The sequence below is a fragment of the Pseudomonas alvandae genome (assembly GCF_019141525.1).
Lineage (GTDB): Bacteria > Pseudomonadota > Gammaproteobacteria > Pseudomonadales > Pseudomonadaceae > Aquipseudomonas > Aquipseudomonas alvandae.
This window is the reverse complement of the sequence record NZ_CP077080.1, coordinates 2,774,298-2,789,915: the sequence shown is the minus strand read 5'-3', so window position 1 is coordinate 2,789,915 and position 15,618 is coordinate 2,774,298. Positions and strand designations below refer to the sequence as shown.

8 protein-coding genes are annotated in these 15,618 nt (G+C 61.5%); 3 read left to right on the top strand and 5 right to left on the bottom strand.

Annotation, left to right across the window (positions count from 1 at the left end):
• Positions 1-186 precede the first annotated feature (186 nt).
• The 3 genes from KSS97_RS12470 to KSS97_RS12460 form a co-directional block, all read right to left on the bottom strand.
• Positions 187-1,767 carry an aldehyde dehydrogenase (NADP(+)) gene (locus tag KSS97_RS12470; protein ID WP_030142608.1) on the bottom strand — a complete coding sequence of 527 codons (1,581 nt, stop codon included), beginning with the start codon at positions 1,765-1,767 and terminating at the stop codon, positions 187-189.
• 13 nt (positions 1,768-1,780) lie between these two features.
• On the bottom strand, positions 1,781-2,773 hold the full coding sequence (gene araD1 / locus KSS97_RS12465) for an AraD1 family protein (RefSeq protein WP_217861765.1): 993 nt from the start codon (positions 2,771-2,773) through the stop codon (positions 1,781-1,783).
• A 206-nt stretch (positions 2,774-2,979) separates the two neighbouring features.
• Positions 2,980-4,302, bottom strand: a complete 1,323-nt coding sequence (locus KSS97_RS12460; protein WP_181290492.1) for an MFS transporter — start codon at positions 4,300-4,302, stop codon at positions 2,980-2,982.
• Positions 4,303-4,495: 193 nt separating this feature from the next.
• On the opposite strand from KSS97_RS12460, the gene KSS97_RS12455 reads away from it, so the two are divergent.
• From KSS97_RS12455 to KSS97_RS12445, 3 genes are all read left to right on the top strand, one after another.
• A complete protein-coding gene (locus tag KSS97_RS12455) occupies positions 4,496-6,232 on the top strand; it encodes an IlvD/Edd family dehydratase (RefSeq protein WP_030142611.1) in 1,737 nt (578 codons plus the stop codon).
• Positions 6,233-6,437: 205 nt separating this feature from the next.
• The gene (locus KSS97_RS12450; protein WP_202335017.1) at positions 6,438-7,163 is read left to right on the top strand and encodes a FadR/GntR family transcriptional regulator; all 726 of its coding nucleotides are present in this window, start codon (positions 6,438-6,440) and stop codon (positions 7,161-7,163) included.
• Positions 7,164-7,273: 110 nt separating this feature from the next.
• A complete protein-coding gene (locus KSS97_RS12445; protein WP_217861764.1) occupies positions 7,274-11,959 on the top strand; it encodes a dermonecrotic toxin domain-containing protein in 4,686 nt (1,561 codons plus the stop codon).
• Positions 11,960-12,110: 151 nt separating this feature from the next.
• Here KSS97_RS12445 and KSS97_RS12440 read toward each other — a convergent pair whose 3' ends face one another.
• The gene (locus KSS97_RS12440; RefSeq protein WP_030142614.1) at positions 12,111-14,486 is read right to left on the bottom strand and encodes an efflux RND transporter permease subunit; all 2,376 of its coding nucleotides are present in this window, start codon (positions 14,484-14,486) and stop codon (positions 12,111-12,113) included.
• A 43-nt stretch (positions 14,487-14,529) separates the two neighbouring features.
• Positions 14,530-15,582, bottom strand: coding sequence for a YCF48-related protein (locus KSS97_RS12435; RefSeq protein ID WP_217861763.1), 1,053 nt, complete (start codon positions 15,580-15,582; stop codon positions 14,530-14,532).
• Positions 15,583-15,618: the final 36 nt, after the last annotated feature.

Sequence of the window (15,618 nt, the reverse complement as noted above, 5' to 3'; positions counted from 1 at the left end):
CAGAGTGGGGCTTGGGCCATAAGGTTCGAAGGCACTTTCGATTGGAAGATCGCCATCGCGAGCAAGCTCGCTCCCACAATTGGATCTTCCGCGAACACAACTTTTGCATTCACAAAAAATCCCCTGTGGGAGCGAGCTTGCTCGCGATGACGGCAGTCCATCAACCTCAATGGAACTGCCTGACTCTCAAAGCGCCTCGCGCCCCGGCACCCCATCCACCAACCGCAGGATTCCCAGCGGGTTGGCGTTCTTCAGCGGTTCCGGCAACAGATTGTCCGGGTAGTTCTGGAAGCACACCGGACGCAGGAAGCGATCGATCGCCAGCGTGCCCACCGAGGTGCCACGGGCATCGGACGTCGCTGGATAAGGGCCGCCATGGACCATCGAATCACACACCTCGACGCCGGTTGGGTAACCGTTGAGCAAGATACGGCCGACTTTCTGTTCCAGCAGCGGCGTCAATTCGCCGAACTGTTCGAAGTCCGCCGGATCGCCAATCATCGTCGCGGTGAGTTGGCCGTGCAGGCCGTTCAGGGCAGCAGTCAGTTGCGCCTGGTCCGCCACTTCGACGAACACCGTGGTCGGGCCGAAGACCTCTTCCTGCAAGGCCTCGTCACCGTTGATCAGCAGGCTGGCGTCAGCCTTGAACAATTGCGGCTGGGCCTGATTGCCCTGTTGGTCGCGACCGGCCAGACGCTCGATGCCTGGGTGAGCCAGGAGTTTCTGCAAACCCTTGCCGTAGCTTTGCAGCGTACCGGCGTTGAGCATGGTCTGCGGCGCCTGGTCGCCGATCAGCGTCGCCACCTGCTGGGTGAAAGCGGTGAACTCCGGCGAGCGAATGCCGATCACCAGGCCAGGGTTGGTGCAGAACTGGCCGCAACCCTGCACCACCGAAGCGGTCAGGTCGCGAGCAACGCTCTCGGCACGGTTCTTCAAGGCCTGTGGCAAGACGATCACCGGGTTGATGCTCGACATCTCGGCAAACACTGGGATCGGCTGCGGCCGCGCGGCGGCCATATCGCACAGTGCACGCCCGCCCTTGAGGGAGCCGGTGAAGCCCACGGCCTGGATCGCCGGATGCTTGACCAGCCATTCGCCAACGCCCCCGCCGTAGATCATGTTGAACACACCGGCTGGCATCGCGGTTTTCTCCGCCGCGCGGATGATCGCATCGGCCACGTGCTCGGCAGTTGCCATGTGGCCGCTGTGGGCCTTGAATACCACCGGGCAACCGGCGGCAAGCGCAGCCGCTGTATCACCACCGGCCGTGGAAAATGCCAGCGGGAAGTTGCTGGCGCCGAACACCGCCACCGGGCCGAGACCGATGCGGTATTGACGCAGGTCCGGACGCGGCAGTGGCGTGCGCTCCGGCAAGGCGCGGTCGATGCGCGCGCCGTAGAAATCGCCTCGGCGCAAGACCTTGGCAAACAGGCGCATCTGGCCGCTGGTGCGACCGCGCTCGCCCTGGATCCGGGCCGCTGGCAAGGCGGTTTCACGGCAGACCACGGCGACGAACTCATCGCCCAGGGCGTCCAGTTCATCGGCGATGGCGTCGAGGAACTCGGCCCGACGCGCCGCACTCAGGCTGCGATAGGTCGGATAAGCCGCCGCAGCGGCCTTGGCGGCGGCGTCGACTTCTTGTGCCGTGGCCTGGACGAAATCATGGGGCAAGGCCTCGCCGGTGCTGGCGTCGACGCTCTGCAGGCGAGTCTGGCCGGCCGCGCTGCGCGCCCCGCCGATGTAGTTGTGGCCAAGGATCTGGTTCATCGCAAGTCTCCTCTTAAAGTGTGCCGATAGTACCCGGATTGAATACCGCGTCCACCGGGGCAATGCCATTGACCAGCGGCGCGCCGAACTCGGCCTGGCTGATCTCGAATACATCCCCCGGCTGGGTGCGGATGCCGTCGGCGAACGACAGCGTCGCGGTGCCGAAGAAGTGAACGTGCACGTCCCCCGGACGCAGGAACTGACTGTACTTGAAGTGGTGGAATTCCAGGTTTTCGAGGCTGTGGCACATGTTCGCCTCGCCGCTGAGGAATTCGTTCTGCCACAGCACTTTGCCGTTGCGCAGGATACGACTGGTCCCGGACAGATGTTGAGGCAGTTCACCCACGCGAAGTTCCGGACCAAAACTGCAACTGCGCAGTTTCGAATGGGCCAGGTACAGGTAATTCTTGCGTTCCATGACGTGGTCGGAGAATTCGTTGCCTACCGCAAAGCCCAGCCGATACGGCTTGCCGTCGTGGCCGATGACGTACAGGCCGCTGATCTCCGGCTCTTCGCCAGCGTCTTCGGCAAACGGTGGCAGCGGGAACGGATGGCCCGGGCGGACCACGATGCTGCCGTCACCCTTGTAGAACCATTCCGGTTGCACGCCGGCCTGCCCGGCCTGTGGCTTGCCACCCTCGACGCCCCACTTGAAGATGCGCATGGTGTCGGTCATCGTCGCTTCGTCGCCGGCCTGCTGGTGCATCTTGTCCCGGGCCGAGGCGCTGCCCAGGTGAGTCAGGCCGGTGCCGCTGACCAACAGGTGCGCCGGGTCCGGGTGGTCCAACGGCGGCAGGATGCGCAGCTCGCCGAGCAACTGAGCGTAGTCATGGCTCGCTCCAAGGCCCAAACCGTTCACCTGCTGCTCAAGCTTCACGCCCGCTTCGATAGCGGCCAGCGCCAGCTCACGCACCGTGTTGGCGCCCTGTACTTCGCGCACTTGATCGCCATCAACGACACCGACGCGGCGCTCGCCGTGACTCAATTCGAACTGAACTAAACGCATGGGTTTTCTCCCTGTAAACAAAACTTGAATAGGCGTAGCAGGCTTTTGTGGCGAGGGGATTTATCCCCGCTGAGGTGCGCAGCAGCTCCCAAACCAGGCAACTCGGTGTGCCATGAAGATTGAGTTCGCTGCTTTAGGGCTGCTGCGCAGCCCAGCGGGGATAAATCCCCTCGCCACAAAAGCTCTCCTTCACAATTGCAATAAGTTCAGGTACGCGTCGCCCCCCGGGCGCTCGCCGCAAACTGGTCCGCCGGCAGCACATGCTTGCGCTCCAGCAGGCGATAGACCACGCCAGTCAACACCAAGCCAAACACCATCACACAGGACAGGAAATACAGCCCCGAGGCCAGGTTGCCGGTGTACTCCTTCAGCGCACCGATCACGAACGGTCCGATGTAGCCACCGAGGTTGCCCACCGAGTTGATCAGCGCAATGCCCGCCGCCGCACTGGCGCCGGCAAAGAACCGTCCCGGCAAGGTCCAGAACACCGCCGTGCAGGAAAACAGCGCGAACGCCACCAGGCACAGCGCGGCCAGTTGCAACACCGGCACCGACAACCAGGCGCTGAGGAACAGGCCGATGGCGCCCAGCACATACAGCACGGCCAGGTGACCGTAGCGGTCATTCAAGCGGTCGGAGCTGCGCGGAATGATCAGCAGGCCGACGATGCCGAAGATATACGGCACCGAAGAGACAAAACCGGTCACCAGGTCGCTGCCACCGAACTGCTTGATCAGCGTCGGCAACCACAGGCCCAGCCCGTAGATGCTCAACGTCACGGGCAGATAGAACAGCGCCAGCAGCAACACACGTTTGTCCTTCAGCGCATGCAGCGGATTGCCGTGGCGGGTCTGGCCGTATTCCTGCAAGTCTTTCTGCAACTCGCCGGTCAGCCAGTCCTTCTCGGCCTGGTCCATCCATTTCACTTGTTGCGGGCCATCCGGCAGGTAGCGCAGCACCGGCCAGGTCAACAGCACCGCCGGCAGGCCGATGACGATGAACAGCCACTGCCAGCCGTGCAGGCCAAGGATGCCGTCCATGCCCAGCAAACCACCGGACACCGGGCCGGTGATCATCATCGCGATGGGTTGGGAAAGAATGAACAGGCCGAGGATCTTGCCGCGATGGCGCACCGGGAACCATTGGGTGATGTAGTACAGCACGCCCGGGAAGAACCCGGCTTCGGCCGCGCCCAGCAAAAAGCGCATCACATAGAAACTGTGAGGGCCCTGCACAAAGGCCATGCCGATGGTGATGGCGCCCCAGGTGATCATGATCCGGGCGAACCAGCGCCGCGCGCCGAAGCGTTCCAGCATCAGGTTGCTGGGGATCTCCAGCAGGAAGTAACCAATGAAAAACAGCCCCGCGCCCAAGCCGTAGGCGGCGTCGCCGATGCCGATGTCGGCGCCCATGTGCAGCTTGGCAAAGCCCACCGCAGAGCGGTCCACGTAGGCGATCAGGTACAGCAGGATCAGGAAGGGAATCAGTTTGAGGGTGATGCGACGAATAAGCCGCAATTCCTGGCTCATGGGACCGGTCTCCGATTGTTGTTGTTATAGAACCTCGGGGGATTTCTCTCGCGAATGACCGCCAGGACAACCCCTCCGTTGAATCGGACTATATAGTAATACTATTTACCCAACAACACTTCCAAACCGCGCAAATTGCGCTTATGTTACGCTTCACCCCGAACAATATAGTCATACAATAAGAGAATCGATCATGTCTGATAAGAAACCCTCCCTGCGCTCGGCCCAATGGTTTGGCACTGCCGACAAGAACGGCTTCATGTACCGCAGCTGGATGAAAAATCAGGGCATTGCCGACCATCAGTTCCACGGCAAGCCGATCATCGGTATCTGCAACACCTGGTCGGAGCTGACGCCGTGCAACGCGCACTTCCGGCAGATCGCCGAACACGTCAAGCGCGGCGTGATCGAGGCCGGGGGCTTCCCGGTGGAATTCCCGGTGTTCTCCAACGGCGAATCGAACCTGCGCCCCACCGCCATGCTGACGCGCAACCTGGCGAGCATGGACGTGGAAGAGGCGATTCGCGGCAATCCGATCGACGGCGTAGTGCTGCTCACCGGTTGCGACAAGACCACCCCGGCCTTGCTGATGGGCGCCGCCAGCTGCGACGTGCCAGCCATCGTCGTCACCGGCGGGCCGATGCTCAACGGCAAGCACAAGGGCCAGGACATCGGCTCGGGCACCGTGGTGTGGCAGTTGAGCGAACAGGTCAAGGCCGGCACCATCACCATCGACGATTTCCTCGCGGCCGAAGGCGGCATGTCCCGCTCGGCCGGCACCTGCAACACCATGGGCACGGCGTCGACCATGGCGTGCATGGCCGAAGCCCTCGGCACCTCCCTACCCCACAACGCCGCGATTCCGGCCGTGGACGCCCGTCGTTATGTGCTCGCCCACATGTCCGGCATGCGTGCCGTGGAAATGGTCCGTGAAGATTTGAAACTGTCGAAGATCCTGACCAAGGAAGCCTTCGAAAACGCCATCCGCGTCAACGCCGCCATTGGCGGTTCGACCAACGCGGTGATCCACCTCAAGGCCATCGCCGGACGCATCGGCGTGCAACTGGACCTCGACGACTGGACCCGCATCGGCCGCGGCATGCCGACCATCGTCGACTTGCAGCCGTCCGGGCGCTTCCTGATGGAAGAGTTCTACTACGCCGGTGGCCTGCCCGCCGTGCTCCGTCGTCTCGGCGAAGCGAACCTGATCCCGCACCCGAACGCACTGACGGTCAACGGCAAGAGCCTCGGCGAAAACACCAAGGACGCACCGATCTACGGCCAGGACGAAGTCATCCGCACCCTGGACAACCCGATCCGCGCCGACGGCGGCATCTGCGTATTGCGCGGCAACCTGGCGCCACTGGGCGCGGTGCTCAAGCCATCCGCCGCCACGCCGGAGCTGATGCAGCACCGTGGCCGTGCCGTGGTGTTCGAGAACTTCGACGAGTACAAGGCACGGATCAACGACCCGGAACTCGATGTCGACGCCGACTCGATCCTGGTGATGAAGAACTGCGGGCCGAAAGGTTATCCAGGCATGGCCGAAGTCGGCAACATGGGCTTGCCGGCCAAACTGCTGGCCCAGGGTGTGACGGACATGGTGCGTATTTCCGATGCACGCATGAGCGGCACCGCCTACGGCACCGTGGTCCTGCACGTGGCGCCGGAAGCCGCGGCCGGCGGACCGTTGGCCGCCGTGAAAGAAGGCGACTGGATCGAACTCGACTGCGCCAGCGGCCGCCTGCACCTGGACATCCCGGACGCCGAACTCGCCGCGCGCCTGGCCGACCTCGCGCCACCGCAGCAATTGTTGGTGGGCGGCTATCGCCAGTTGTACATCGACCATGTGCTGCAAGCGGACCAGGGCTGCGACTTCGACTTCCTGGTGGGCTGCCGCGGCGCCGAGGTGCCGCGTCACTCTCACTGACTCCGTCACCTCCCTGTGGGAGCGAGCTTGCTCGCGATGGCGTCGGATCAGCCGGATCATTGCTGACTGACCCACCGCTATCGCGAGCAAGCTCGCTCCCACAAGGGATCTGCATCTATCCGAAAACTCGCACTAGCGACCCGCCATCGCCGCGCCTGCTATCATGCGCAGCACTCCCCTCGCCTACAGGATCGCGCCGCGTCCCATGGATTACCGCAAACCCTCAGACCGCAAAAGCATGCATGCGCGCATCGTCCAGGAACTGGGCATGCAGATCGTCTCCGGGCGCTTCAAGCCGGACGACAAACTGCCCGCCGAAGCCTTGTTGTGCGAAGAGTACGCGGTCAGTCGCCCGGTACTGCGCGAAGCCACGCGGGTGCTGGTCGCCAAGGGGCTGGTGTATTCGCGTCCTCGAGTGGGCACGGTGGTCAAGGCCCGGCGGGAATGGCACATGCTTGATCCGGACGTGCTGCACTGGCTGATGCAGAGCAGCCCGCAGAACGAATTTTTCGGCCTGCTCACCAGCGTGCGCAGCATCATCGAGCCGGCCGCGGCTGCCCTCGCCGCCCAGTTCGCCACCGACGAAGACATCGCCGCGATCAACGAAGCCTACCAGCGCATGGAGGCCGCCCCGACCCCCGAAGCCCTGCTGCAACCGGACCTGGACTTCCACAGCCGCATCGCCGACGCCACCCACAACGACCTGCTCGCCAACCTCTGCAATATGTTGTCCGTGGCGATCGCCGAAGCCCTCAAGCACTCCAACCAGCGGCCCAACCTGCATGAGCTGGCGATGCCGCGGCACAAGGCGATCCTCACCGCCATCGAGAACCGCGACGCCCTCGGCGCTCGCCATGCCACGCTGGTGCAACTGGACGATGCCCGCAGCGCTTTGAATGTGGTGCTGGGCAGCGACCCCGACCGCGCCTGACACAACGCATGCCCTACGGGGTAGTACCTATATACCGCACGCAGAGGATTGAAATCCCGACACTGGATTCGTCGTCATCCCGACGACCATAGTCAAGGAAAAGGATTTTTATGACCTCGCCTTCCCCAACTGGCGGCCCGTCCGCGCTTGCGCAAAACGTCAGCCAGCCATTCGCCGACCGCCCGACCTTCGAGCAGGTCGCGCAACGCTTGCTCGAACAAGCCATCAACACCAAGTACCCTACGTTGAACATCGATCTGTCCAAGACCCAACTCGCGTCTCCGGATATGAACGCACGTACCTGGCACTTTCAACCCTTCATGCCCCGGGTGCTTGATTACCTCGCCCTCGGCACGCCCATCGATTTCAGTTCGCAGGGAAGTTACGACTGCTATCTCAGCGACGACGCCCCACGTCGGCTGCGGGCGGACGATGCGCGCCTGGACATAAAAGTCATCGAAGACTGTTTATCAGAGCTGCCTTGGACGGTACCCATCGGCCTGGCAGATGCCCTGATCCGTTATTGGAATACCGACATTGACCGTGCGCCCCAAGGCGAATCCGGCAGCCGTATCAGCCGCTGGCAATGGCTCAGCGACACCCTCAAGAACATGCTGCATGTCCGGGGGTTGCAACAGGCTGGACTGAGTGAGCCGGAACGCGGGGCCCTGGATCAGGTCGTCCGCTGGCCAGACCGTGACCAACGCTTCAAGCAAAATGCGTCACCCGTCTATCTCTACCACCTGGAGAGCATCATCACCCAGGGCGTCACCCGCACCGTGCTGCCCAGCAGTGGAATCCTGATGCTTCATTACACCCGCGACGGGCTGGTCATTTTGCTTTCCAAGCCCGGCAGCGCCGTGCAGTCCTTCGAGTCGATCCAGGCTTTCGACAGCCATTGGCGCGCGCAGATTGCCAAGCATTACATCGTCGACACCGTTACCTGCCAACGCCACGAGATCAGCGGCGACGCCTTCGATATCCAGGCGGCCATGATATTGGAGCAACAACTGACTGATCTGCGGACGGTAAAGCTGCCCGCCCGGATCGGCCTGCCGAACCTCAAGGCTCTCTATGACGAGCTGAGCGACCCAACCCGCTATTTAGGCGATGTCCCAGGTCTCGCGCCTCAAGCATCGACACAACTTGAACCGCTGTTGCCCGAGTGGTTGAAGAAGGCCTCCCTCGCCGACCGAACGAAATTCCAGCGCTACAGCCTGGCGCTGGCCAGCGTGAAGAAACGCGACCAGGACCGAACCCATTTCCGCGACATCAAGACTTTCACAGCCGACGCACTGCTTGCCCGAATGGAGAAAATCAACGACAGCAGTCCGACCAAGGCTCTCCCAAGTCATTTTCACCCCGACGATGTGGAACTGATCTTCACCGTCTCAGCCGGGTTTCCCGGGACCGCTGGCATCAGCGAAAAAAGGACCATGAGCCTGACTCGATTGGCCATCGACAATCTCGTCGCTCGCCCCAGTGGACATCTCAAGCTCAGCCATCGCCAGGGCCGGACGCTGCCCGCATGGTTGACGCCCGACCTCATTACCCGCCGAGGCGGGCTTGTCGAGCAGGTCGATATCGGCACGACTTACCCTCGCTACCTGCAAGACGAACTGTTGAGCGACTCACCTCAAGCGCAGGACTACCAGCGGATGTTTGCCGAACAGATCCCGGCACAGTTGCCGCTCGAGGCGCTGCAACAGATGCTCGACAACAAAAACGGCATGACCCGCCAAGGGCTGCGCCTGATAGAGGCGGTTCTTCAGCCCGACGCCGAGAGTCGGCAGGTCGGCGGGCGTGCCGTGGTCATTCGTCACCTGGCCTTCCTGCGCAAGCCTCAGGCCAGGCCCGACGTCGTGACCAATATGTTCATTGTCGAGGGGCAAGACGCTCAAACCGGTCCGCATCTGCTGTATCGCCCCTTGTACGCCCCATCGTTGCTGGAGTTTGCGACGCGCCAGGCAATGCTGCAGGCCATTGCCAGCGCCGGGGATTTGCAGGGCAGCGTGTTGACCTGGATGTCCGATACCGCACGCCCGGTGTATGCCAACGGTGGCTTCGCGGAGCCGCATATTGTGCATTTCTTCCAGGGCGACGAATTCAGCGTGCCCGAAAGACCCGCCCCGGCCACGCTCGCCATCGACAGTAATGAAGATGAACTGCTGCAATACCTGCGCAACGGCAAACTGATGGAATATCTCTACGGTTGCAATGCCCGGGCCCTCATCAGCCAGGCCGACCGAAACTCTGTCTCCAACAGCGAAAGCCGCTGGGCAGTGCTCCTGAAGGGTGGCAGCCTGCTGTTCAATACACTGCTGTTTCCCCTGCTGCGCGGCCCGGCGATGGCCAGCGTCTGGCTGTGGAGCCTGATGGCCAGTGCGAGCCAGGATATCCCCGCCTTGAACAGCGAAGACCCAGCTACCAGGGAACAGGCCGCCGTCGACTTCCTGGTTAATCTGGCCATGCTGGTGAGCCAATTCCACGCCATCCGCGCGCCTTCCCGTCCCCTCGTGTCCGCTGAAACGAAGAACCAGGCTATGCAACCCCCCGCCAAGCGCATTGTTGCCGAGCAATGGCCTGCGCCCGCCTCTCCCGAAGTACTCGAAGCCCCCATCGCCCTGCCTGGGGCGGAGGGTCCAGGCTCGAACTTCGATTTCAGCTTCGCCAGCGCCCGCCATCGCCTGACGTCCGAGCAGCGCACCCGCCTATATAGCAAGCAAGTCCCGCGCCCCGCCAGGCTGCCCGAACCGATCAACTACGGCCCGCTCACCGGCCTGTATGTAATCGATCACAGATGGCATGCGCTCGTCGAAGAACGCCTCTATCGAGTGACACCGGAAGCGGACGGCAGCGTGATGATTGTCGACCCACAAAGTCCATCGCAAATGGGACCGTTGCTGCAATCGGACGATCGAGGCAACTGGTCCGTGGATTTGCGGCTGCGTTTGCGAGGCGGAATGCCCAAGCGCGTCACCGAGCAAAGGCGCCTCAACGCCCAAAGGAAAGACGAACTGCTCAACGATTTGATGACCGTCATGGCGCAGGAGGCCGAACAACAGAGGGCCCAGGACATCGCCCAGAACGTCATGACGAGAATGGAAGAAGGAAGCGCCTACACCGAGGAACAACGCGCGTCCAAACGAAAGATATTCCATGACCTGCTCAAAGAACAGATCGACAAGTACGTGGGGCTGCTGGACAGCGTGCCCGAACGTAAAAGGCTGAATATCGACCTGCCCTCCGCGGATATCCGCAACCTGATGGAAAACGTCATCAACAATGCGCGCAAGGCCTTCTTGATGGTCGAAATGGACGGGCGGGCCCTCAATCGCGCCAATCCCCAATTCATGGGAAAGCAGGCCGAAAGAGCTGCGGCTTCGGACACGAAGGGCTACCTGGCGTTTCTTCAAGCAACATGCGAAGCCAATGATCTTGCAATCCACTGGCTAGAGCTCAAGGACAAGTATCTGGAGGAGTTGCTGAACCTGGACTCCGTGGGCGCCCAGGCGTTTGATCGCTTGACCCGTGACCGCCCGTTGAACGAAAGAAGCTCAACGTCCACCAAAGCCATGCAGTTGGCGATTCTTCCATTGCTGGCCATCAAACATCCCGAGACTGACCTGCCCGACAGCCTCTATCGCATCATCAAACCCTTGGGTGAACAGATTCGCTCCCATTCCGACTTCAAACAATACCAGCTGTCCACAACGGAGCAATTCCAAGTGCTGGAAAGCTTGACGGAACACTATGGCGAGGCCCTGGACGCATTGCACGGCATGAAGGCCCTCTATTTTGACGACCTCAACGAGTCCTACTTCGACAGGCTGCTGAAACTGCTCGATGGCCTGTATCAGGACGCGTCCCAAAAACTGGCCGCAGAGATCAAGCCCGAGCCAACGCAACACGTAAGTCCGCCCAAACGTCCTGAAGCGTCCCATGAGCGTTTCAAGAAAAAGGTGATCAAGACTCGCAAGAATGGCGTTCTGATCGGCGACCTGAAGCCGGCGGGTACAACCTTGGGAATAGAAGTCGTCGAACTGCGTTCCGAAGTCGACAACCAAGTGCTGTCCACCTATTCACGTCACGACGACGTCTGGGATCCCGTTGACATCCGCCAGCCAACCCCGGTCCCCGCCCCCAGGACCAGACCTGTCGGTGCGATCAAGGGCGATGCGCGAAAACTACTGGGTCAGTTGGAAAAACGCCTGCAACATGCCGAAGGCTACAAGAAACTCTGCCGTCATCCTCAAGAAATCGAGGAGATCATGAACAACGAAGCCAGTCGCTTCCGTGCGCTTTCCGATGAGCTTGACCGGGCCTTCACGGCCTCGACAACACCTCGCACAGCGGCGGATGAAACGCTGGGCCAGCAATTGGCCGATGCCATTTCCAAACTGACCGCCAGGGGCGCTGCCCTGCGCACCGAATTGAGCCTGCTACTGCCACCCACCGACGGCAACCTTCGGTATCTCTTCGAAAAGAACCTGATACAGGTCGCCAAACTTGGCGAACGCAAGGCGTTGAAAGGAACCCGCCAGGATTTCCTGCAGGAATACGCCATCAACGACCGAAACGGTTTTCCCCTCTGGTACGCCCACTTTCATTATGAGAAGGCCGACACGCCGAAAACCGATTACAGCGTCGCGCATCTCAAGATCAAGGAACAACGCCGGGAACACTACCATTCGCTGCTTGCCAAGGCTGACAGCCCGTATGCGGTGGTGAACGTGCATCGTGGGCAGCTTGGCAGACCGCTGGCGCAAAGCAGGTTCCTACCGTTGGCACCGTGATCGCCTGCACATAAAAACCTGTGGGAGCGAGCTTGCTCGCGATAGCGGACGGACATTCAACACCTTCATTGACTGTCACGCCGCCATCGCGAGCAAGCTCGCTCCCACATGGGTTTTCCACCAGCGCTCGCCATGCCGGTTCTATCCTCGATCAATGGGCAAACAATGAATTGCCCTTCTGCCCCGCCAGCTTCTCAGGCTTGATCAGGAACCGCGCCAAAGCCGGCAGCAGCCACAGCGCGCCGAACATGTTCCACAGCAACATGAACGTCAACATCAAGCCCATGTCCGCCTGGAACTTGATGGCCGAGAAGATCCAGGTGCATACGCCGATGGCCAGGCACAAGCCGGTGAACAACACGGCTTTGCCAGTGGACTTCAACGTCTGGTAATACGCTTCCTGCAACGGCAAGCCGGCGCGCAGGAAGCTTTCCAGGCGACTGTAGATGTAAATGCCATAGTCCACGCCAATCCCCACCCCCAGCGCAACCACCGGCAGGGTCGCGACCTTCACCCCGATGCCCATGAACGCCATCAGCGCGTTGCCCAGCACCGACGTCAACACGAGCGGCAGCACGATGCACAGCGTCGCCGCCCAGGAACGGAAAGTGATCATGCACATGGTCGCCACGCAGATATAAACCAGGACCAGAATGGTCAATTCCGATTCCTTGATCACTTCGTTGGTGGCGGCCTCGATGCCCGCATTGCCGGCAGCCAGGATGAACTCCAGGCCATCGCGGTTGTTGTCCTTGGCAAAGTCCTGCACCGCCTTCACTGCGCGGTCCAGGGTTTCGGCCTTGTGATCGTTGAGGAACACCAGCACCGGCGCCAGGGAACAGCTGTTGTTGTACAGGCCATCGGCCCGGGCGATGGAACTGTTGAGCACGTCAGGGTTGCGCGACAGGGTTTCCCATTTCAGGTTGCCCTCGTTCATGCCCTTGATCATTTGCTTGGACACGGTCACCAGGGAAATCGCCGACTGCACGCCTTCGGTGTTCTGCATCTTCCACATCAGTTCATCGATCGGCGCCATGGCCTCATAGCGCGAGCAGCCTTCGGCCTTCGTCTTGACCATCACCACCAGTACGTCGGAGCTGGTGGAGTAATTGCTGATGATGAAATTGTTGTCCTGGTTGTAGCGCGAGTCCGGGCGCAGCTCCGGCGCCCCCTGGTCGAGGTCGCCGATCTTCAGGTTCTGGCTGTACCAGAGGCCGCCGCCAAACGCGAGCACGGCCAGGGCAATCGATACCGGTGCGACCTTGGCGCTGGCGAAGTTCGACAGCGTGCGCCAGAACGGGTGCTCGCGGGTCGCGTCTTTCTTGCTGCGCTCCACGGCGCGCTTGCTGATGCCGACGTAGGAAATCGCCACCGGCAGCAGGATCAGGTTGGTGAACACGATGACCGCCACGCCGATGGAGGCGCCGATGGCGAGTTCGCGAATCACGCCGATGTCGATGATCAAGAGGGTGATGAAACCGACGGCATCGGCCAGGATCGCGATCATGCCCGGCAGGAACAACTGGCGGAAGGTGCGTCGCGCTGCGGTCAGGGCGTTGTCCGCCTCGCTGGATTGCAAGGCGATGCCGTTGATTTTCTGCACGCCATGGGAGATGCCGATGGCAAAGATCAGGAACGGCACCAGCATCGAGTAAGGGTCCAGGCCAAACCCCGCCGCGTGCATCAGCCCCAATTGCCAGACCACCGCCACCAGGGTGGTGCTCAACACGGCGACGGTGCTGCGCATGCAGTTCGTGAACCAGTACAGCAGGATCAGCGTAATCACGAAGGCCACGCCGAAGAACATCACCACCATGACCAGGCCATCGATCAGGTCGCCGACTTTTTTGGCGAAACCGACGATGTGGATCTGCACATTGGGATTCTGGGCTTCGAACTTGTTGCGGATCTTGTCTTCAAGCTCATGGGAAAACTTGCGGTAGTCCAGGGCGAGCAACTTGCCTTGGTCTTGCGGGTCCGGGTAGGACTCCAGCAGCGGAATGTCGACGATGCTCGATTTGAAATCGTTGGCCACCAGGCGCCCGACCTGGCCGGACTTGAGCACGTTGTTGCGCAGCAGGTCGAGGCTGTCGGCCGAGCCATCGTAGCTCTGGGGAATCACCTCGCCGCCGGCAAAGCCCTCCTCCGTCACCTCGGTCCAGCGCACGCTCGGGCTCCACAGCGACTTGAGCCCGGAACGGTCGACACCCGGGATATAGAAGACTTCGTCGTGGATCTGGCGCAGGGTCTCCATGTAATCCTTGGAGAAGATGTCGCCGTCAGTGGCTTCCACGGAGATGCGCACCGTGTTGCCCAGGTTCGCCAGGTCGTTGCGGTGTTCGAGCATCTTCTCGATGAAGGGGTGCTCGAGGGGGATCATTTTTTCGAAGCTGGTGGACGGCCGGATCAGCGTGGCCTGCCAGAACAGGAAAATGCTGACCAGCAGGCAAATGACGATCACTGCCGGGCGGTTGTTGAAAATCAGGCGTTCGAGGAATGTCGCCTTGTCTTGGTGATGACTGCTCATGGGGTCCGCCTTATTGTTATTGTGCCCGTCTGACAGGCCCGGCTCATTTGCTCAGTTCGGCGCCAGTGGACGTGGTGGCGCGAACGCCGCCCTGTCCCGCCAGGATCAGGTTGCCGTTGCCCGCCGCCGTGACGGCCGCCACGGAAATACGGTCGGGGCGGTTGAACACACTGAACGTCACGCCGTCGTCGGTGCTGCGGATCACGCTGCCACCATTGCCGACGATCACGATCGAGCCGTCCGCCAACAGCGTCGCGCCCGACAAGCCGAACTCCAGCGCGCCACGAGCCGCCTTGAGCTCGACCTGCTCCCACGTCGTGCCGAAATCGACGGAACGGTAAAGATTGCCGCGCAGGCCATAGGCCAACAGCGTCGAAGGTTGGGCGGTGCCAATGACGCCAAACAGCGAGCCTTCATATGGCCCCTGGAGTTTTTCCCAGGTCTGCCCCCAGTCGGCGGAGCGGAACATGCTGCCGGCCTCGCCGACGACGAACAGCCCGGAATCCTTCACGGCGGCGATGGCATTGAGGTGGTATTGGTCTTCATTGTCGAGGCGGTCGCTGGCGTCTTCCCAGTGCTTGCCGCCGTCGGTGGTCTCGTACAGCGCGCCATAGGCACCCACCGCGAATCCATGGCTGGCGTCCTGGAACCAGATATCCAGCAACGGCGCTTCACGGGGCAGGTCTTCGAATTGTTTGGTCCAGGTGCTGCCGCCGTCTTCGCTGGCAAGGATCTGTGCGTCGTGCCCCACGGCCCAGCCGTGCTTGTCATCGACGAAAAACACGGCGGTGAGCAATTGACGGGTTGGCACCTTGGCCTGGGTCCAGGACTTTCCCTGGTCATCGGAATAGACGATATGCCCCCGGTCACCGACCGCCACCAGGCGCTGGCCGGCCTGCACCACATCGAGCATCAGGGTCTTGCTGGCCTTCGCCGATTCGACGGAATAGATGACATCGGACGTCGACGCCGCCACCGCGAGCACCGGTGCCGACAACACGACAGAGCCCAGCAGCGACAGCGCCGAGGCCAGCAACGCGACACGGCGCAGCATCGGCGGCCGGCAGCGGCCCGCAGCCATGACAGGCTCATTCATAGACCTTACCCCCATTATTATTGTTATGGCCTGGTA